Origin of the sequence: Aneurinibacillus tyrosinisolvens (assembly GCF_001015055.1) — a bacterium.
Lineage (GTDB): Bacteria > Bacillota > Bacilli > Aneurinibacillales > Aneurinibacillaceae > Aneurinibacillus_A > Aneurinibacillus_A tyrosinisolvens.
In genome coordinates this window covers 71,408-92,079 of record NZ_BBWZ01000014.1, presented here as the reverse complement: position 1 = coordinate 92,079, position 20,672 = coordinate 71,408, and the positions used below count along the sequence as shown (strand labels likewise).

Annotated in this window: 18 protein-coding genes and 2 pseudogenes; 3 read left to right on the top strand and 17 right to left on the bottom strand. The window is 38.5% G+C overall.

Annotated elements, in window-relative coordinates; genetic code table 11:
• Position 1 precedes the first annotated feature (1 nt).
• The 8 genes and pseudogenes from MBEAL2_RS14430 to MBEAL2_RS14390 form a co-directional block, all read right to left on the bottom strand.
• Complete coding sequence (locus MBEAL2_RS14430) at positions 2–640, bottom strand: ABC transporter permease (protein WP_047152986.1); 639 nt, start codon at positions 638–640, stop codon at positions 2–4.
• An 85-nt stretch (positions 641–725) separates the two neighbouring features.
• Positions 726–1,448, bottom strand: a pseudogene (locus MBEAL2_RS14425) (ABC transporter ATP-binding protein); the annotation flags it as partial.
• 61 nt (positions 1,449–1,509) lie between these two features.
• Positions 1,510–2,592, bottom strand: coding sequence for an aromatic ring-hydroxylating oxygenase subunit alpha (locus MBEAL2_RS14420; protein ID WP_047152985.1), 1,083 nt, complete (start codon positions 2,590–2,592; stop codon positions 1,510–1,512).
• Positions 2,593–3,083: 491 nt separating this feature from the next.
• Complete coding sequence (locus MBEAL2_RS14415; RefSeq protein WP_047152984.1) at positions 3,084–4,142, bottom strand: tartrate dehydrogenase; 1,059 nt, start codon at positions 4,140–4,142, stop codon at positions 3,084–3,086.
• 211 nt (positions 4,143–4,353) lie between these two features.
• Positions 4,354–4,893: a DUF2179 domain-containing protein gene (locus MBEAL2_RS14410; RefSeq protein ID WP_047152983.1), complete on the bottom strand. Its 540-nt coding sequence runs from the start codon at positions 4,891–4,893 to the stop codon at positions 4,354–4,356.
• 711 nt (positions 4,894–5,604) lie between these two features.
• On the bottom strand, positions 5,605–6,588 hold the full coding sequence (locus tag MBEAL2_RS14400; RefSeq protein WP_047152981.1) for an aldo/keto reductase: 984 nt from the start codon (positions 6,586–6,588) through the stop codon (positions 5,605–5,607).
• Between the two features lie 93 nt (positions 6,589–6,681).
• Positions 6,682–7,428: an SDR family oxidoreductase gene (locus MBEAL2_RS14395; RefSeq protein ID WP_047152980.1), complete on the bottom strand. Its 747-nt coding sequence runs from the start codon at positions 7,426–7,428 to the stop codon at positions 6,682–6,684.
• Positions 7,429–7,446: 18 nt separating this feature from the next.
• Positions 7,447–8,202 (bottom strand): carboxymuconolactone decarboxylase family protein, encoded by a 756-nt coding sequence (locus MBEAL2_RS14390; RefSeq protein ID WP_047152979.1) that lies wholly within the window; start codon positions 8,200–8,202, stop codon positions 7,447–7,449.
• A gap of 225 nt (positions 8,203–8,427) precedes the next feature.
• Here MBEAL2_RS14390 and MBEAL2_RS14385 point away from each other — a divergent pair, with 225 nt between their 5' ends.
• Positions 8,428–8,973: a TetR/AcrR family transcriptional regulator gene (locus MBEAL2_RS14385; protein ID WP_047152978.1), complete on the top strand. Its 546-nt coding sequence runs from the start codon at positions 8,428–8,430 to the stop codon at positions 8,971–8,973.
• Positions 8,974–9,210: 237 nt separating this feature from the next.
• Here MBEAL2_RS14385 and MBEAL2_RS14380 read toward each other — a convergent pair whose 3' ends face one another.
• Entirely contained in the window at positions 9,211–10,062 is an 852-nt protein-coding gene (locus MBEAL2_RS14380; RefSeq protein ID WP_047152977.1) for an aldo/keto reductase, read from the bottom strand.
• 18 nt (positions 10,063–10,080) lie between these two features.
• Positions 10,081–10,218, bottom strand: a complete 138-nt coding sequence (locus MBEAL2_RS32280) for a hypothetical protein (protein WP_173427719.1) — start codon at positions 10,216–10,218, stop codon at positions 10,081–10,083.
• Between the two features lie 244 nt (positions 10,219–10,462).
• Between MBEAL2_RS32280 and MBEAL2_RS14375 the strand changes: the two genes are divergently transcribed.
• A complete protein-coding gene (locus tag MBEAL2_RS14375; RefSeq protein WP_047152976.1) occupies positions 10,463–11,365 on the top strand; it encodes an AraC family transcriptional regulator in 903 nt (300 codons plus the stop codon).
• Between the two features lie 509 nt (positions 11,366–11,874).
• Here the strand turns inward: MBEAL2_RS14375 and MBEAL2_RS29300 are convergent.
• The 6 genes and pseudogenes from MBEAL2_RS29300 to MBEAL2_RS14340 form a co-directional block, all read right to left on the bottom strand.
• Positions 11,875–15,417 carry an EAL domain-containing protein gene (locus MBEAL2_RS29300; RefSeq protein ID WP_052947726.1) on the bottom strand — a complete coding sequence of 1,181 codons (3,543 nt, stop codon included), beginning with the start codon at positions 15,415–15,417 and terminating at the stop codon, positions 11,875–11,877.
• Positions 15,418–15,543: 126 nt separating this feature from the next.
• A complete protein-coding gene (locus tag MBEAL2_RS14360) occupies positions 15,544–16,089 on the bottom strand; it encodes a GNAT family N-acetyltransferase (protein ID WP_047152975.1) in 546 nt (181 codons plus the stop codon).
• A 347-nt stretch (positions 16,090–16,436) separates the two neighbouring features.
• A complete protein-coding gene (locus MBEAL2_RS31800; protein WP_052947725.1) occupies positions 16,437–16,880 on the bottom strand; it encodes a hypothetical protein in 444 nt (147 codons plus the stop codon).
• A gap of 194 nt (positions 16,881–17,074) precedes the next feature.
• Positions 17,075–17,686, bottom strand: coding sequence for an NAD(P)H:quinone oxidoreductase (wrbA, locus tag MBEAL2_RS14350; protein ID WP_047152974.1), 612 nt, complete (start codon positions 17,684–17,686; stop codon positions 17,075–17,077).
• Positions 17,687–17,949: 263 nt separating this feature from the next.
• The gene (locus MBEAL2_RS14345; RefSeq protein WP_047152973.1) at positions 17,950–18,654 is read right to left on the bottom strand and encodes a pirin family protein; all 705 of its coding nucleotides are present in this window, start codon (positions 18,652–18,654) and stop codon (positions 17,950–17,952) included.
• Between the two features lie 73 nt (positions 18,655–18,727).
• Positions 18,728–19,182 (bottom strand): annotated as a pseudogene (locus MBEAL2_RS14340) (MarR family winged helix-turn-helix transcriptional regulator).
• 212 nt (positions 19,183–19,394) lie between these two features.
• Here MBEAL2_RS14340 and MBEAL2_RS14335 point away from each other — a divergent pair.
• Positions 19,395–19,994 carry a nitroreductase family protein gene (locus MBEAL2_RS14335; protein WP_047152972.1) on the top strand — a complete coding sequence of 200 codons (600 nt, stop codon included), beginning with the start codon at positions 19,395–19,397 and terminating at the stop codon, positions 19,992–19,994.
• A gap of 235 nt (positions 19,995–20,229) precedes the next feature.
• On the opposite strand, the gene MBEAL2_RS14330 is transcribed toward MBEAL2_RS14335, so the two are convergent.
• Positions 20,230–20,496 carry a CBS domain-containing protein gene (locus MBEAL2_RS14330; protein WP_047152971.1) on the bottom strand — a complete coding sequence of 89 codons (267 nt, stop codon included), beginning with the start codon at positions 20,494–20,496 and terminating at the stop codon, positions 20,230–20,232.
• Positions 20,497–20,672 lie beyond the last annotated feature (176 nt).

The window sequence follows — 20,672 nt, the reverse complement described above, 5'->3', positions numbered from 1 at the left end:
TTTATTTTCTTAAACCTTTTGGTGTACATAATGCTTGAAATTTTCTGGTTGCTATATCTGCTGCGGCCGCTAACAAAGCTGCTAATAAGGCACCAACAATAAGCATATTGTTATTCGAAACTGTTAGGCCCGTAAATACCAGATAACCCAAGCCGCCCCCACCAATTAATGAGGCAAGCGTTGCCCAGCTTATCGTATAGATGGTTGCGGTACGAAACCCACCCATAATGATGGAAATGGAAAGAGGAATTTCCACTTTGAAAAGGATTTGAAAATCGGTCATTCCCATTCCCCTCGCGGCTTCTTTTATGGCCGGACTGACTTCCTTAATGCCGGTATACGTATTCTGAAGCATCGGTAATATAGAATAAAGAAAGAGAGCCACAATTGCCGGAATACTTCCCAATCCTAAAAACGGGATCATGAATCCTAAAAGAGCCAAACTCGGGATGGTTTGAATAATATTTACCAAGCCGATTATATAATGGCTTATCTTCTCCGCCCTTGTCAGGAAAATCCCTAATGGTACTGACACGATAAATCCAGCCAAAACGGCAACAAAAGAAATGTAGCAGTGCTGCCAAAGAACCATCAATATATCCGGATACCGATCGACTATGAACTGCAGAAACTCATTCATCGTAACCCCCCGCCCTGAGAAGTGATAGATTATGAGATTCACCCTTAATAGCATGATTGGCATTTAATTCTCTTAAATGTTTTTGCAGTCGTTTGACTCCAATGAAATCGGTTACAAAATTATTTGCTGGATTCCGTATAATTTTCTCCGGGGTGTCTAATTGTATAATGCTTCCCCCTGCATAATACAAATACGATCCGCAATTTTAATCGCCTCGTCCATATCATGGGTAACAAAAATAATCGTTTTCTTAATCGTTTTTTGGAGTTTCACAAACTCTTCCTGCAGCTGTTCCCGACTAATTGGATCTAATGCACTAAAAGGCTCATCCATCAAAATAATCGGTGGATCGGCAGCTAAAGCACGTATAACCCCCACTCTTTGTTGCTGACCTCCGCTTAATTCAGAAGGATACCGATGCTTATAAACCTTTGGATCCAGTCCAACCATTTCTAGCAATTCGTCTACTTTATTTTCATAGCTTTTGGCATTTGTTTTTTTTTAATTTAGGAACCAGGGCTACATTTTCTGCGATTGTCATATGCGGAAATAAGGCAATTTGTTGTATAACATATCCGATGTTTCGACGTAACTCCACTGGATTTTGTTCAAGAATATTAGTTCCATTAATTTCAATAACACCCGAGGTGGGCTCTATAAGGCGATTGATCATTTTCATGGTGGTTGTTTTCCCACACCCGCTTGGGCCGATTAGAACGAATAATTCCCCATCTCTAATGGTTAAGTCTAAACTTTTAATGATTTCAGTACCGTTATATACCTTACTTACTTGTCTAAAAACAATCATGGAGCCCTTCCCTCCTACTTTGCTAGAATATGTCCATCTTGGTTTTATAACAGTTTCCCTTTTACTCCGTAATTCCCAAAGCTTTAGATACCATTTTGTGGAACTGAAACACTCCGTTTTCCGTTGGAGACAATACTCCCCTTTTGAATGCTTTAGAATTAAACCCAATTTGCGCCAATTCAATTAGTTCAATATCCTCATCTCGTACCTGCTCCATAAACTGAAGTAATTCCTCATCCTCTTTGGTGAGATTTTCATCACGAAAGAAAACATCATAAACACCCAATGTGGTTTCATGATCGATCGGAATCATTCGGATGACAGTCAGGTTTCCAGTACCAGGATAAATTGTAATCGCCATGTTTGGCCATAACCAATAAAAACGTCCTCCTTGGAATTCTGCCTTATTCAATTCTATGCTTCCCAATGTCTTATCTGGCTTTACAATCGTACCTTGAACGGAATAATTATCACAGGCTATAACTTTATATTGGCTCATGTCCAGTGTAGCGACGAAAGACGGATGAGCAATGGGGCAATGATCACACTCCAAGTAGTTATCCATAAAAGCCTTCCAGTTACCTTTAATCACACGGCTTTTGCTCCATACTTTTTTTAATTCTCCCAAGAATTCAACATCTTTAAGGGAATCAAAGAAGTCTCCATAACTCGCGGATAAAGATACAGCATGATCGTCTAAATTCACAAAAATCATCGAAGTTTGAATTTCCAGACGAATTGAACGAAGGCAGGCACCTCCTTCACAGAAAGAACCTGTATCCTTAAAATTAGGTGCTTTATTCAAAGAACCATCTAAATTAAAGGTCCAGCCATGATAACCACATTGTAGAATTTTCTTGTTTCCCTCACTATTTTTTTCTAATTTAGTTGCACGATGTGGGCACACGTTATAAAAGGCCCGAATTTGATCGTCTTTTCCTCGAACGATTATAAGTGGTTCCCCAGCCACTTCACAGGTAAAATAATCCCCTATTTTTTGAATCTGACTAACATGCCCAACATACTGCCAGCTCTTTGCAAAGATTTTTTCTTGTTCCTCCGGCAGAACTTTTGGATCAGAATACAAATAATAAGGCATTGTCTTAGTTTGATTTAATTCGTTGTTTTTTTCTTTTACTGGCATAAATAAAATCTCCCTTCTTAGGTCCTGCATAGTTTAGAGCACCCTAACAATCTGCCAGCCCGTGAACTAAAATGAACCGGAGTTTATTAGTCGTGATGAATTATGTTTATTGCAAAACCTGTGCCAGTTCTAATTATCTCAATTTTCAATGTAGATAACTTGCTTATAATTTTAATTCCAGACATAAAATGAGTTTAATTCAACTCACGAGTTGAATTAAACTCATTTTCATATATTTCATAAAATTTATTCTATAGCTAAAATTAATAATATTCAATATTAAACCAACGGAAATGAAGGATGAGATTGGACATTTGTTTTTTTATATAGATATCTGAGATTTCTACAAGCGCAAAAAGACCCTTTAAATATAAGGATCTTTTTGCGCTCTTTATTTGGTATTATCTCATCTAGTTGTTTCACTTAGCAGCATCATTGCTTCTTATGGGCTATAGAAGGGTTATAAGACCTACGATTCATTGAGTATTGTTTTATAATAATTTAAGTCTGGCGCATATTTCCCCGGTTACTTCCTGTGTAGTTGCTCCACCACCGATATCACAAGTCTTGATGCCCTCCGCTGTTACTTTCTCAATGGTTTGGAGCAATAGGTTTCCAAGCTCATTTTCACCAAAATGATCAAGCATCATTTGGGCTGTCCAAATTTGTCCAATTGGATTTGCTATCCCTTTTCCTACTATATCTGGAGCTGAACCATGAACAGGTTCAAACATTGAAGGGTACTTCCCATTTACATTGATGTTTGCTGAAGGTGCAATTCCTATACTCCCCATAATTGCTGCTCCCAAATCAGTTAAAATATCACCAAACAAATTACTGGCAACAATTACGTCAAGCGTTTGAGGACGGGTCACTAAAAATGCAGCGAGTGCATCAATATGGCAAGATGCTGTTTCGATACCTGGGTATTCTTTAGAAACCTCATTAAATATCTGATCCCAAAAAGGCATAGCATGATATACCCCATTTGACTTTGTGGCGCTAGTAACATGCTGTTTTCTCTTCGCAGCAAGATTAAACGCAAACCTCATCGCCGTTCCAGTACCTCTTCTAGAAAATATTGAATTTTGTATAGCTAACTCGTCATCCCCTCTATAAATTCGTCCTCCAACTTCACTATATTCACCTTCACTATTTTCACGAACCACAAGTAAATCGAATTCCTTTGGATTGGCTAAAGGTGATGCAATACCAGGAAATCTTTTTGCTGGACGAATATTAATAACTTGTTCAAATTCACGCCTAATTTTTATCAATAATCCCCATAGAGAAACATGGTCTGGAACGAGTTTTGGATTGCCCACAGACCCTAAGAAAACCGCGTCGAACGCCCCTAATGTTTCCATGCCATCAGATGGCATCATTACTCCATGTTCTAAATAATACTCACAACTCCACGGGAATTCTGTAAAATCAAATTGTAACCCTCCATGAATTTCTGAAATAGTATGCAAGACGTCCAAAGCTGCAGGTACTACTTCTCTGCCGATTCCGTCCCCTGGAATAACAGCAATGTTAAATTTTTTCATTGTTGCCCCCCTAAATCTTCGATTTACTAATCAGCTTATAAATCTACTTTATTATAAAATTAAACCTCACCTTCCAAATTAGTATTGCAATTTTGCTAATCATTTCGCAGAAAAAAGCACCAATGAGTAACTAGATCAATAACTACTTCGAAAAATAAAAATTTTGCAGTTCATATTCTTTTCCAAACAAAATTCTATGGGACTTCCCTCTTTATTTTTTCAATACTACATCAGGATGGGAATGCCCTCTCTTCTTTGGAAGATATCCACCTTTGAATGTTTTCAGCTCATAAGAAACAATAAATGCTTCCGGCTCATACCATAAAATGAAATCCATTAGTTCCCTTTCTCTTTTTCGTTCCGTCACAATGTCCAATTTATATCGCTTTCCATATCTGCCTTCGCCTTCGAATATCGTTACACCATACCCTTGATTTCTTAGATCTAGAATTAACTTTTCATTTTCCTGGTGTAAAGTAATAACAAATGTCGTATAACCTAGCGCTAGTTTTCTTTCAATATATCCGCCTAATGCAATTCCCAGCGAATAACCAATGGCATAAATAATCATTCCTATAGTATTTTGCTTTCCATTGAATACGAGCGACAAACCAAATACATAGATTAAACACTCCATAAAACCGATTATGGAGGCAATAACACTCCTGTTTTTCACCAGCATAATAATTCGTAGTGTCAAAAGAGGAACATAGATTAGTTGTAAAAGAAGAATCAAAAATATTTCTTTCATAAGTATTGCAGCTCCTACTCTAACTCCTTTTTGGATTCGTCCATCATCCAAACGTTCATTTTCTCCCTATAATATTTTAAATTCATTCCCCCCTTGGTACTCTTGTTTAATTCATCAAATAATAATGCAATTTTGATGCCATTATATTTGTAATCATTTAGGGTAATTATTAAACAAAAGAAGCAGACTATAACTTCAAACCGAGTCAGGAATTTAAAACTGATATGTATTTCCTTAGCTATAATTGCCCAAAATAAAAAGTAGTTATGTTCATCACTCGTTAGAACATAACTACTAAGGACACGACCCATAAATTTCAGGGACGGAACTTTTTCGTGTTTTTACTGAAAAGGACATTGTTGATTGAGTTTATTAATGTATTCGGTGTAATGTTCAGTGTCTGACCATTGCACGTATTTTATTTGACCATCCATGTGATCAGGAAATTCCAGAATATAAAAAGGTAAATGTTTACCTTGAAAATTTGGATTTAAATCGAATATCCTGTTTTTCGCTTTCTGTATAAATCCAAATGAAGAAGCGGTTTATTAAATCCCCACTGTTCTCCCCCTTTTCTTGTCTCTACCATCCAAAAATTTTTTACTCCTTCGTTTTATCGTTTGTTGCTGATTTTTAATCAAAAGAAAAACCGCTCATAAAAAGAGCGGTTACTATCTATCCATTGTTAAATTTAAAAAATGCAGTTGAAAATTAAGTCCAATTCGGTAGCAACGTTTCTCCCCGGTCTGTTGCAGGTTGAGGTGTAACAGAAAGGGAAGATATTTCATTACGCCATTCTGGAGTCATGTCCACATCAGCAGCTGCAAGGGAATCCTCAAGCTGTGTTAAATTTCTTGCCCCGATAATCGGTGCTGTTATGGCAGGATTGGACATCACCCAGGCAACGGCAAGCGTTGCAGGGCTTATGCCACGTTCCGCCGCATGTGCATTAAATCGGTCAGCTACAACAAAATTCATTTCATCTAAATAACGATCCGTGTATCTTTTGTCTTGCACTAACCGTCCTTGCTCTGGTCGCTTATCCACCCCATATTTTCCTGTAAGAAGCCCAGCTCCTAGAGGGCTATAGGAAATCACCCCCATTTGTTCGGAAGCAGCCAGAGGTAAAATTTCGACCTCAGCTTGGCGTTTAACCAGGTTATACATAGGTTGTATTAATTCAAAACGGGCAAGTTGTTCTTTTGCAGAAATCCCTAATGCTTTGGTAATTTGCCATGCTGCCCAATTGCTTACTGCCGGATAGAGAATCTTTCCTTGCCGTTGCAAATCGTCTAGTGCCCGTAATGTTTCCTCCATTGGTGTCCGTTCATCAAAGTCATGAACGAAATAAAAATCAATATAGTCTGTTTTTAAACGTCGCAGACTTGCTTCAACGCCTTGCATCATATGTTTTCGAGACAATCCTTTTCCATTCACATCAGCACTCGTGTTCCAAAACACCTTTGTTGTTAGGACGATATTTTCACGTTCATGTGCGATACATTCTCCTAAAATTTCTTCAGAACGTCCCCCACTATAAACATCGGCTGTATCAAAAAAGTTAATACCCGCTTCCCGACAACGTTTATACATGGCTTTAGATGTTTCTTCATCAGCATTTCCGCCAAAAGACATCGTACCAAAACATAAATTTGAGACTTGAACCCCTGTTTTTCCTACTGTGCGATATTCCACAATAAAATACCTCCTGTTTTCAAAAGTTAAGAGAAAGCCCTAATGGAGCATCACATCAGGGCTATTCATATCTGAAATATCGAGTTTTTCTTTTTAACCCACTTGACTTGTTGGACGAACAATCATCTCATTAATGGCTACATCAGATGGTTGTTCAATTGCAAATGAAATTGTACGAGCTATTGCTTCGGCATCAATCGCTACTTTATAAAATTCATTTAAACCTGCTTTTAACTCTGGGTCCGTGGTAGTTTCTAATAATTCGCTATTAACAGCCCCAGGAGAAATATTTGTTACACGGATATTCGTACCACTCATCGCTTCTTCTTGGCGTAAACCTTCAGAGATTGCTCTTACTGCATGTTTGGTACCGCAATATACCGTTCCACCAGGATAAATGTTATGTCCGGCTACAGAAGAAAGGTTAATAATATGACCGGATTTACGTTCCCTCATCGAAGGAAGGACGGCAGCGATAGCATACAAAACACCTTTGATATTTACATCAATCATCTTATCCCATTCATCAATTTTTTTCTTAAAAAGAAAAGCTTGCGGCATGATACCAGCGTTGTTGACTAACACATCGATTTTTCCGAACTCTTTAAGAGCATACGCAGCAAGCTCTTCCATTTGTTCATGGGAAGTTACATCTGTCACTTTATAAATAGCTTGTCCGCCATTATTTCGAATTTCTTCTTGTAGTTTCTTTAAACGGTCTTCACGACGAGCAGCTAGAACCAATTTTGTCCCTTTTGATGCAAGTTCTTTTGCAGTAGCTTTCCCAATCCCGCTAGAAGCACCTGTAATAATAACAACTTTGTCTTGAATAGTAGACATACTAAATAACACCCTTTCTTAATTTTCAGGAATAACTTGATTTACACAACTTAATGCGTTTAGTGTTCTTGGAAATCCCATATAAGGAATAGAATGTGTCAGAGCGGTGATCATCGTTTCCTTCTCATTGCCCACATTTAAGTTTCCCTGGACATGTGCATTCACTTGCCCTTCAGCACCGCCCAACGCACTGATGATACAGAGTGTCAGCAATTCTCGTGTTTTTAAGTCGAGTCCGCCACGGGTGTAGAAGTCTCCGAAGCAAAAAGAGGAAAGATATTGCTGTATATGTTTTTGATTTGGCGGAGCACCCTCCTGCATTTTTGCAATGACATCCCCAAAAATCTCTACCTGCACTGCAAGTCCCTTTTCAAAACGATTATCTTCTTCAACTTGCTTTTCGCTTTCGATCGGTAACGTAATATTCTTGGATTTGAAAACCTCATTTACCTCTGCGATGGCATTCAGTGTTTTAGGGAATCCAATGTACGGAGCACACTGGTAAACTGCCTCTTTGATTTCTACCGGCGTCAGCCCAATGTTCAGTGCGGCGTGAACATGTGCCTTGAGCTGGGGCAATGTCTGGTTGGTGGCAAGCACTACCAGGGTGATAAGCTCACGCTGCTTATCATCAAGGTTGCCTTGATAGAAAACTTCCCCAAAAATGAAGTGACTCAGGATGTCCTGAAAATCAGGATCGGTAGCGTATGCAGGGGAGATTCCATTGCCAAATAGCTGTTTGTACTTTTCCTTGCTCTTCTCAACACGATCCATAAATAAACCTCCTGCTTGAAATTAATTTCCTCTTCTATTATGCCGAAGGCGGTTAAATCAGATATCTTCAGACAAAATGCATATTGATGTATTATTGCGCATTTATGTATAATTATAAACAGAAACAGGATGTCCGCAATGATCAAAAGACGAGGATTCATGTATTAGTGCACAAATTGATTAAAATTGTGTAATTATTTTTAAGGAAGTTTGGTGACTTTTAGAATGTCTAAGGTGGATAGAAGAATAATCAAATCTCAAGAAGCGATAAAAAAAGCTTTTGTTGAATTAATGTCTGAAAAAAAATTCGATCAAATTACAATACAAGATATTTCCGATAGGGCAAATGTTGGAAGAAGAACCATCTATCTTCATTACGTGGATAAATTTGATTTACTGGATAAGCTCATAGAAGAACATATTAACAAGCTACGGGAATTGTGCGAATCGGCACGAGACGTGGATTTTAAAACTGGAAATCTGTTGTGGTTCGAATACTTTGAGAGTCATTATTTATTCTTTTCAACAATGTTAGCGAGTAAGGGTGCCCCTTACTTTCGTAGTCGATTCCTTGAATTTGTCATCGAAGAGTTAAAGGGTGAAGTGGAGATAACCGAAGGAAAAAATCACGGATTAAGTGAAGATGTTATTCTTCAATTTTTTGGAGCAGCTATCGTAGGATCAACGGAATGGTGGTTCAAGAATGGAATGCCTTATCCACCTCATATCATGGCAGAACAAACGGGAATATTGTTAGACAGAAATTTATAATCGATATTTTTAAAAGTAGCTTAATAAAACAAGGAGCAGAGACCTTAGACAAAGCGCTCCTTGTTTTTGTGCAGATTATCGTCATTTTATGAAGCTATCTTGCCTGTTAATTGAGCAAATAAAAACGGCTGGCGAAATCCCCCGGTCGTATTTCACTTATTATTCCCTTTAGTTGAATAAGAAAAGGCTTTACCCCTAAGAAGTAAAGCCCTGCATTGTGTTGTATAAGAAGAAGTATTAAATATCAAGTTTACGGGTACCGAGCCATTTTACGATTTCAGGATCGTTATGTGAAAAGAACAAGCTCTTTTTCGTATCTAACGTAGCCATCGTCTCCATATCCTCTTGGCTTAATTCAAAGTCAAAGATATTGAAGTTTTCGATGATTCTTTCCTTATGAACAGACTTTGGAATCACAACGACTTCTCTCTGTGTTAACCAACGTAAAATCACCTGGGCAACGGATTTATTATACTTTTCAGCTATTGATACTAAAACTTCATTCTGGAACATGTTATTTCTTCCTTCAGCAAAAGGTCCCCAGGACTCTATCTGAACATTGTTCTCTTTCATAAGTTTAGCACTTTCTATTTGCTGGCAGAAAGGATGCGTTTCGACCTGGTTTACGGCAGGAATTACTTCATTATGAATCATCAAATCTACCAGACGATCCATCTGGAAGTTACTAACTCCGATTGCCTTGATTTTTCCTTCACGATACAATTCCTCCATAGCACGCCAAGAACCATATACATCGCCAAATGGCTGATGAATTAAATATAAATCCAAATAATCCAATTGCAATCTTTCCAGTGATTTTGCAAATGCTTTCTTTGTGCTCTCATAACCGGCATCCTGAATCCAGAGTTTTGTCGTAATAAACATTTCCTCTCTTGCCACGCCACTCCGTTTGATTGCTCTGCCGACCGCTTCTTCATTTTGATAAGAAGCAGCGGTATCAATCAGACGATAGCCTGCCATAAGGGCGTCATAAACGGATTGTTCACATTCATTTGCATCTTGAATCTGATAAACACCAAAGCCAAGTATAGGAATCTCAACACCATTGTTCAAAATGACTTTTTGCACATGAAACCCTCCTGTTTTTTAAATATTAAGTGTCAAGTCACTCATTTTATCCTTTTTAAATCCTCTATTTTTGAAATAACCATGACTCATTCCCATGCAACCAAGCCCGATAGCAGAAACTTCGAGTCCGCTTTTTCCTAATTTACGCTTTTGCATTATTTGCCTTCCTTTCTTTTTTATTATTGTCACTTTAAACTGTTACATTATTTATCCGCCACCGATAGCAGCCATACTACATCTATGGACCAAACTTTAACATTCTTATTATGCAACAAATGAAAAAGCGACCGTTATCCCATTCCTCCCAAATGATTGCCTAATCCTCTTACAATGACTTACTCAACAGACGAATATGGACTTATAATGTAACTATCAAGAATGAAAGAACAAGGAGGGTTTTATGTCTGAAGAAATATATAAACAGCAGGGTGAGCTTGCCAAACTGATTGAACGTTATTCGGGTCGGAATGGTGTTCACGCGACTGCCATTCCGTCTTTATATTTCATTCGTCAATCTCATGTGACCGGACCAAGTCACGGAGTTTACAAGCCTTCCTTATGCATTATGGTTCAAGGTGCGAAGGAGGTATGGCTCGCACAGGAGCGCTTCAAGTACAGTCCTGCGGATTACCTTGTTGCATCCGTTGACTTGCCGGTTACTGCCCAAGTCACGGAAGTTTCTTCCGATTTTCCGTATTTGGCTTTAAAACTTGAATTTACGCCAAGTCAAATTTTAGAGGTTTTACGTGATTCTGAAATTCAAGTTAGCCCGAAAGAAAATCCTAAGCGAGCGATGTTTGTCAGCCGAATGGAGTTATCTATCTTAGATACGGTAGTCAGATTAGCTCGTCTACTAGACAATCCGAAGGATATCCCTGTACTTACTCCTCTCTTCACGAAGGAAATTCTCTATAGGGTTCTGCAAGGTCAGTACGGGGTTGTGTTGGAACAAATTGCAATAGAAGGAAGCTCAACCTATCAAATCAGAGACGTTATCGAATATATCAAGAATAACTATGGTAGGTCTTTTCGGATTGAGGAGCTTGCGGAAATAGCGAATATGAGTGTTTCTTCGCTTCATAGGCACTTTAAAGAGGTAACCGCAATGAGCCCGATTCAGTTCCAAAAACAACTGAGACTCCAAGAAGCCCGGCGCTTGTTATTATCTGAGTTAACAGATGCCGCTGATGTCGCATTTCAGGTAGGATATGAAAGTCCATCGCAATTCAGCCGTGAATATTCCCGCATGTTTGGTCTTCCACCTATACAAGATATAAAGCGCCTGAGAGCGATAAACGTATGAATCCCCTACATTACACTTGTCGGAAACGCTAGTCGAATGGAATGCCTTATCCGCCTCATGTCATGGCAGAACAAGTGAGGATTTTGTTAGAGAAAAATCTATAATTAAAACCGGCTGTTTTTTTTTGCACTTTGCTTATATTAATTCAACTATTCAATTGAAACTAAAATCTTGATTATTATCCCAATAAAAATATTACATGATGATTGTTCTGAACCTAAACAATCACCCATTTGTTCCAATATTTGATCTTACTCCATCTTGAATAGCAAGTTATCTTTCCCGTTTTCGGAAGGAATGCAAGTTGTTGTCCCGATTTCAGGGACAACAACTTGCTGGATTTGAGTCAATATCTTGGACACGAAAAAGTTAAGGTATATTGTAAACAAACAAAAAGCCCTTGCCATTTAGATATGGCAGAACTTTCACTTTTTTGGTTAGGACCTCATTTTCATTTGAAATGTACCAGTCGTTCTAAACAATTAACCAAAAGAGTATGCTTCGTTTCATTAGGCTGGTAAAACGATATGCACTTCTGTACCTTCATCAACTTGGCTTTTTATACCTATCGTTCCTCCGTGATTTTCGATGATTTTATAACTAATGGTTAATCCTAATCCTGTACCTTTTTCCTTTGTCGTATAGAACGGCTCCCCCAGCCTTGTTAACCGTTTCTCAGGAATTCCGCAGCCCTCATCAATAATATGGATGATAACCTTGTTATCTTCTTCCCTAAACTTAACTTTCACTGCTACACTTCCTCCGCCAGGTGTAGCTTCGATGGCGTTTTTAAGAACATTGATAAAGACCTGCTTTAATTGATTTTCTTCGCAATTTATCAAAGGAATTTGGGTTGTAAACTCGGTTACAAGTTGGACATTGTGCTTATTAGCTTCGCTTTGTAATAATGCAGTAATATCCTGTAATATCGAAATTACACTTTTCTTTTTGAAATCCACTACCTGCGGCTTTGCGAGCAATAAGAACTCACTAACGATGGAATTTATGCGTTCCAATTCTGACAGCATAATCTCATAATAACTACTGTTCTCCTTGTTCTGGGATTTCAATAATTGAGTAAATCCCTTTAATGCTGTCAATGGGTTGCGAATTTCGTGGGCAACACCAGCTGCAAGTTCTCCAATAACCGCAAGTTTATCTGTCTTTCTTAAGAGTTCTTCGCTCTTTTTCCGTTCTGTAATATCAAGCAGTGAGCCAATAATCGCAGGCTTTCCATTATAGATTGTCCTTGTTCCATGTACTTCACAGTCAATGACACTTCCATCTTTTTTTATGGCTTGGAACTGGTAATGGTTACTTTTAACCCGCCCACTTTCTCTCTCTTCTATATTTTTAGCTAGAAGAGGTCGATCTCCCGGTACAATGATATCTAACACACTTATCCCAAGCATTTCTTCCTCTAGATAGCCGAATATTTCAGCACAACGCGGGTTTACATATAAAAGGCAACCATCCTGAAGAATATATACGCCGACCAATGCTTCTTCAACCAGACTTCGGTACTTGGCTTCTGCTTCCATTAGAGCTTTTTCTACTCGCTTCCGTTCGGTAATATCTCGACCAATGACAACAAGTCCCTTACGCTTAGCATCTTGATCAAAAACAGGCACCTTAATGGTATCAAATATTATTGATGTTCCATCCGGTTGAGGAAAGACTTCTTCTACCCGAATGGTTTCTCTTGCTTCCCATGCCTGCTCATCCGTTTTCTTACATTGAAGCAATGTATCTTTTCCACTTCTACTGTAATTAACTAGCTCGGATTCCCGTTTACCTTTATACGAAATGTTCTCTAATTGAAAAAGTCGAAGAGCGGGAGCATTTACTTCTAGCCATCGACCCTCTCCATCTTTTAAAAAAACACAATCAGGCACAGCATTGATTAACGCGCGTAATTGACGTTCGCTTTCCTGTACCGCTTCCTCCATTTGTTTTCGTTCCGTAATATCTACACAAGAGGCAATGATTTCTACTACACGCCCGCCACGAATGATAGGATTTAAAGCTGCTAGGTAATAGATTCCATTTACTTCTCCTTCATAATTTACGCTTTCTCCTACCCATGCTCTTTTATAGTAGGCTAATTTTCTTTCCGCCTCTTCAATTGGAAGAAAACCAAATAAATCTTTACCGATTATTTGTTCAGGAGAAAATCCCATGCGACGAAGTAATTCCCCATCTGCAAGAGTATGAATGAGCTTGCCGTTCTGTTCCTTTAACTTAAAGGTCATGCCCTGTTGTAGACGTATGGTATCCTGAAGATCTTGCCGAGCCATCCGTAAAGCCTCTTCTATCCACATCTGTTCATTTATCGTTTGGGGGATCCCGTGCTTTTCAAGTGTTTTTTCCATATCGAGAAACTTCTCTTCTAGTTCATTAAGCGGTAAAGGTTTGGAGATGAAATACCCCTGTGCTTCATGGCAGAGATGGTACTGAAGAAAAGATAAATGTTCCTTTGTTTCCACCCCTTCTGCAACTACACGAAGGTTTAGATTTTTAGCCATAGCGATAATCGTTTGGACAATTGTCGCATCACTAGAGTCTTTTAAACAATCCCGAACAAAAGATTGATCAATCTTTAATTTATCGACCGGAAACTTTTTAAGGTAAGCAAGCGAACTATACCCTGTTCCAAAGTCGTCAATGCTGATTTTCACCCCTAAATTTTTCAACTCAGTTAGAATCTTGATAGAGCGACCCACGTCCATGGTCATACTTTCCGTGATTTCTAATTCTAAATATTGAGGATCAAGCTCAGTCTCCTTCAATACCTCACTTATCATTTCTACTAAGTCTGTTTGATAAAACTGACGAGCAGAAAGATTGACCGAAACAACGAACGGTGGGAGACCCTTTTCTTGCCACTCCTTATTCTGTTTGCAAGCCGTATAGAGCACCCACTTGCCAATGGAAACAATCAGTCCTGTCTCCTCCGCTAAAGGGATAAAATCAGCTGGGGAGATGAACCCTAAATCGGGATGAGCCCAGCGAAGGAGAGCCTCCATTCCGGAAACCCCCCCTGATTGCAAGTCGATTTGGGGTTGATAATGAAGAAGCAATTCATCACGTTCTAACGCTCTATGCAAATTCATTTCCATCTCTAACGTAGTATATGCCTTTGATTGAATCGTCTCTGTATAAAATCGAAAGGTGTTTTTTCCTTCTTGCTTTGCCTGGTACATAGCCAAATCTGCAAATTTAATCAACTCTTGTGCGGATGTATTCGTCTCCACCTCAGTGGATAAACAAATGCCGATACTCGGTGAAATATAGATTTCATGTCCATCTAAATCAAAGGGTTTATCTAAATGTTCAATAATTTTTTGTGCGATTTGTTCGGACTCTTCACGCTTGGTATCTGGTATGACTAGAATAAATTCGTCTCCGGAATGACGAAAAACCATTCCTTTTTGATTGCATTCCACTAACCGTTCCGAAACCTTTTGCAATAAACTATCCCCCATTAAATGTCCTAAGGAGTCATTGATAATCTTAAACCGGTCTAAATCGATAAATAAGACTGCGATCGTATCGGATTGTAATAGTTCAGTCGTCAAGACTTCATAAAGATGCCGACGGTTCGGCAGTCCTGTAAGTTCATCGTGATAAGCCAAATACTTAATATTTTTTTCGGCAATTTTACGTTCAGTTATATCCCGCCCAATAACGATAAGTTCCTTCCGTTGCCCATCAGGGTAAAAAAGAGGTACCTTAATGACATCAAAAAACTTTATTCTCCCATTAAGCTGTGGAATTTGTTCTTCACATCGAGAAACAATTCCAGATTCCCATACTTTTTTATCCGATTCTTCACAAAATAACAAAGCTTCCCTAAAGAATGGTGAATAAGAGATTAATTCAGTATCTGTTTTCCCTTGGTATGAAACATGTTCGAGCTGAAAAAGTTGAAGGGAGAATTGATTCGTTTCCAACCATCGTCCTTCTCCATCTTTGATACAAATAAAATCAGGCATTTCATTAATTAAAGTACTTAACTGTTGTATACTTCCTTTTATTTTTTTTTGGTCCATAATAGCTCTCCCAGTAGTAATAACGGTTTGTTTTTGAAGACCTCCTTTCGGAGAATAGCGATACGAACGTATATTTCTATTATATACCATCCGGAAAGAAAAAACAGGCGCGATTCATCCCCCCATTCAAATAAGAGGCGTTCTCGCGCTCGATCGTAAAACAGTTATAAAACCATCCAATATATCATGACTAACAGAAAATCCTTTACGTCTATAGAATTCCAAGGCGTTATTATTGCCATTTGAGACAAAGATAAAATAATCTTCGACATCATCAAATTGTTTCAACCACTCTATTGACATATTGAAAAGTATAGATCCAATCCCATATTGCCTGTACTCTTCTTTAATATAAAATTGGGATAAACAACCTACATTATTTCTACTAACAGAAGAAAGGTCAAAAAAAGTGGCAAATTCATTTGAATATGTTTCTTTGGGAGAGATATTTGAATATACATAACCTATTATTTTATCTTTATCTTTAACTACCACAGTATAATTGCATATTGCACTTTTTATCGAAGGAATCATCCGAGTGTCAAAATTCATGTTGTCAAACAATTCCGGTTTTATGTATGATTTCGACTTTTGGAAGGCCATGAGTTCATTGCATAAATCTCTACAGTATTCAATTTTTTCATCAGATATAATTTCATATTTTAAATTCATATTTTTCACCCCTTTTATTTATTTTATCATAGCTATCATAACGATAGGAATACTCACAGACACTGTTGATTTTTATTAGCTATTCATAACGAAAAGCATCAATCGGCCTTTTAAAGTGATTTTTTCCTAAAAAAATATCCCACTTTTTCAAGTGAGATTCAATACACAATTACGGTTTTACCTCATAAGAACATGTTTTGAAAGCTGGGGGCTGAGGCGTAAGCAAAGGGCACCTGTGCTTCGTTCGCGATCAGGACTTGCCGGTGCCAGGGGGCCCACAAAGCATCAAACCCCGGATCGCCTCGCCACCCATCTCCTTGAACTCCTTGACGCCCTTGAGCAGGATTCTAAGAGTGCCTAGAAATGGTGTCAGGCACCAAAAAAACAAACTTGTCCATCTCGAGTACCAGACAACGTGAAAGACTAGCCACCTCATTGCCCCTGGTAAAAATTGCACAGTCAATGAAAAGGCCCTCCATCAAGGAAGGCGACAAATTTATTTGCTGAAATTTTCTTTTAATGTCCAATAAATACTTGAGAATTACAGCAATACCGCCAATGAAATAAAATATTACAAGAATCCACCCCGTAGGATCAATTGGAATCACGGATACAACAATTTGCAATGGCAGGACGTAGTACAGGACATCCTTCAAATAATTTAATACAAAAGTTGGGTCAAAAGAGCCTTTCCAAAATGATTGGAAAAGGGTGATAAGAAGATTAATAATCATGAGTCCAAATATGGCCCACATTGTATAGATCATCCAGTCTGAAAGTGTAAAGGTCATTTATCATCACCACCTTACTACATTCTATGCTTGTAATATTGACTGGTGAGGATAAGGTAAAATACAAATAACAAAATGTTCACAAGGAAGATGAAGATTTATTTTAAAAACAGAAAGAGCTGATCCACAAGGTCATTGACCTCCAGGAACAGCTCCTTCTGTTTAATTAAGGTTTATTCTTAGCTCTTTGCATTTTATTGGTTGCCTTTTTTTACCCACTCAGCGACAGTTACCGTACGTTTCGCTTGATGGATGACAGCCTCGCGTACATCCTCGATCATATTTCCATCCTGACCAACGGTAACACTGGTTCCGTAAGGATTTCCCCCAGCTGCGTAGAGCACAGGGTCTGTATAGCCAGGCGTTGCAACAATGGCCCCCCAATGGTACATCGTTGTATAGAGGGAAAGAATCGTTTGCTCTTGTCCGCCATGTGGGTTTTGAGCAGAAGTCATCGCACTAACCACTTTGTTCGCGAGTTTACCGTTGAACCAGAGCCCGCCTGTTGTATCAAGGAACTGCTTCATCTGCGCTGGCATATTTCCGAAACGGGTAGGAATGCTAAATATAATGGCATCTGCCCATTCCAAGTCACTTAATGAAACTTCCGGAACCGCTTTTGTTTCCTCTACATGAGCTTTCCAAGCAGGATTTGAATCAATCGCTGCTTGAGGCGCAAATTCTGGAACTTTTACCACTTTAGCTTCGGCTCCTGCCTGTTTTGCACCTTCAGCAGCCCATTGAGCTAACTTGTAATTTGTACCTGTTGAACTGTAATAAATAACGGCTAATTTCACATTTGACATCATTTGTGTCTCCTTTTCGGATGAATTTTTAAAAATCCTGTCTAGAAAACCCAATTTTTTCACCACCAGCAATTTTCATTAGATACCTATCAAAAATGGATGAATAAACCACCCCCTTAAATGTAGATATCTTTACATTTCCAAATCCTTTTTCCATTCCACAACGGTAAAGTTTTTAATCATAAATCTTGATTTAATATAATATGAAATCGAGATATTAGGCAGACCTGTTAGACTTTATTTTATCCTTTAAAACTCAACGCTTATGGCAAATCAATGAGCATGAATCGGGCATTTGATTTTGCGGTTAATTTTAATGTAGATGTTTCCGTAATACGGGCAGAATCACGTCTATTTAATGCTGTATCACCATTCACAAGAAGTTCTCCTTCAAGGATAAACAAGAAAACGCGACGGCCTTCTTCTTGAGAGAATGTGATTTCTTTGCCTTCTTCTACATCAGATAAATAAATCGTCAGATCTTGATGAATATGAGCAACCTTATTAGAAGAGGAATGTTTTGATACGATAGGTAACAGTGCATTTTTCATTTTTCCAGCATCAAAGTTAGTTTGTTCATACGACGGTGTCAATCCTTGTTCTTCGGGGAGGAACCAGAGTTGCAGGAAATTTACCTCCTCCTCCGTTGACGGATTGACCTCGGAATGAACCACTCCTGTGCCGGCGGACATTCTTTGTACCCCGCCAAACGTTGTTGTTGCTGTACCGCCTGAGCTATCGGTATGCTTTAGATACCCTTTCAACACAATCGATACAATCTCCATTTCCCGGTGAGGATGCGCACCAAAACCTCTGGCAGGGGCAACAAAATCATCATTTAATACCCGGAGTGGGCCAAAGTTCATGTTATTTGGATCATAATAATCCGCAAACGAAAAACTATGGGATGTTTTTAACCATCCATGATCAGAACTGTATCGAGATTCAGCAGGGTAAACGTTTATCATTTTTATCACCTATTCCTTTTTCATTTATTTTTAATTCATATATCTTTGTTTCGAGATATTATTTTAAAAAAATTTACCTCATATCTTGTGCATGCAAACCTAATTTCTTTAAAAGAGCAATCATTGTTTCCTTCTCTTTTTCATCTAATCCCTTGAAAATCTCTCGAATGGCTTGTTCATGCTTCGGAAAAATTTCGGCCATGAGTTCTTTTCCTTTTTGTGTAATTGCCGCGTGTGTTACTCGCCTATCATTCGGACATGCTTTTCGTTCCAAAAGTTGCTTACCTTCTAATTTATCAACAACATACGTAATGCTTCCACTTGCCAGCAGTACTTTTTTACCAATATGCTGAATGGGCTGATCACCTTTATGATACAGTAACTCAAGCACAGCAACTCCGTTGGATTTAATCCATGGCTTTTCATATCTTCTGTCACACGCTCAAAAACAGCACGATTCGCTCGTGACAATACAATGAGCAATTTTAAAGAGAGATCAGTGTTATTCGTGATGTTTTCAGGACTCATGTCTCATCAATTCCTTCAATAAAATTATCTCGAATTAAGGATAATAATAAAGTGTAGAAATCATCCTGTCAATAAAAATATTTCTGTTGACGAATTTAAATCATACGTTTTATAATTATCTCGAATTAAAGATTATTTAATTAAATATTCTTTAGTTAAAGGATTAATACGGTAAGAGTCCTGAATACATAGAAGCGGAAAGGAAGATGGTCATGGCAAAAGATTTTCGCACAGCTGTAGAAGGTAGACGCACGATTTACGGACTTAATAAAGAAACTGTCCTTTCAGATGAAAGAATTCAGGAAATAGTAAATCATGCTGTGAAGTACACACCTTCAGCATTTAATTCCCAAAGCGCACGTGTTGTTGTTTTATTAGGAGAACAACATGACAAGCTATGGGATATCACAAAGGAAACATTAAGAAAAATTGTTCCTGAAGAGCAATTTGCCCCAACTGAGGAGAGAATGAATGCTTTCCGCAGCGGCTATGGAACCATTTTGTTCTTTGAGGACAGCAGCGTTGTTGAGAATCTTCAAAGGGATTTTGCCCTCTATAAAGATAACTTCCCGGTATGGTCACAGCAGTCTTCTGGCATGCTTCAATATGTTGTTTGGACATCATTAGAAATAGAAGGATTCGGAGCGTCCTTGCAGCACTATAACCCACTTATTGACGATGAAGTCAAAAAAGAATGGAATGTTCCTGCTGAGTGGAAGCTTATTGCTCAAATGCCATTTGGCAAGCCAACGGCTCCTGCTGGAGAGAAGGCCTTCCAACCATTAGAAGATCGCGTTAAAGTATTCAAATAAGGAAATAAGCGAAAAGACCGGCATGTATTTGCCCGGTCTTTTTTAATCCTCATATCAGTAGATACTACGTTTGATTATTCACAGGTGTAATCCTTTTTACTTCAATACGCTTAATTTGTAATCCTAGGGTATCGAACTCAGGATCAGCCTCAATTCCTGTCAGCTCTTCCAGTTCAGAAAGCAGTACTTTATTGCCTACCGTGAAATGATTCTTTCCTAACTCTTCGATCGACAGTCATTCGTTTATATCAAATTCATCATGAATCTCCCCTACAATTTCCTCAAGGATATCTTCCATTGTCACAAGCCCTGCCGTTCCCCCAAACTCATCAATAAGAGTGGCAATGGAGTTTCTCTCTTGCTGCATCTTTTGCAAAAGTTCCTCTATAAGAGTCGCTTCGTTAACAAAGAGAACGGGATGAGTATGATTCTTTAATTCACCTCGTTTGTTTACCGGCCTTTCAAGTAGGCAAAGGCCCACTGCAGTCTGAACGTGATTCATCCCCCACCTAACGCCGGGGGCGTTTGAGGAAGGGGTTCTTCTCACTTGAGATGATAAAAGAGTAATAAGAGCCAAAATGAACGGAATACTATAGGGAGCCTAAGAAAAACATGAGATCAACCAAACAATCTGTTCGCTCCTGATTAACGAATAATTACCATATTCAACCTACAAAT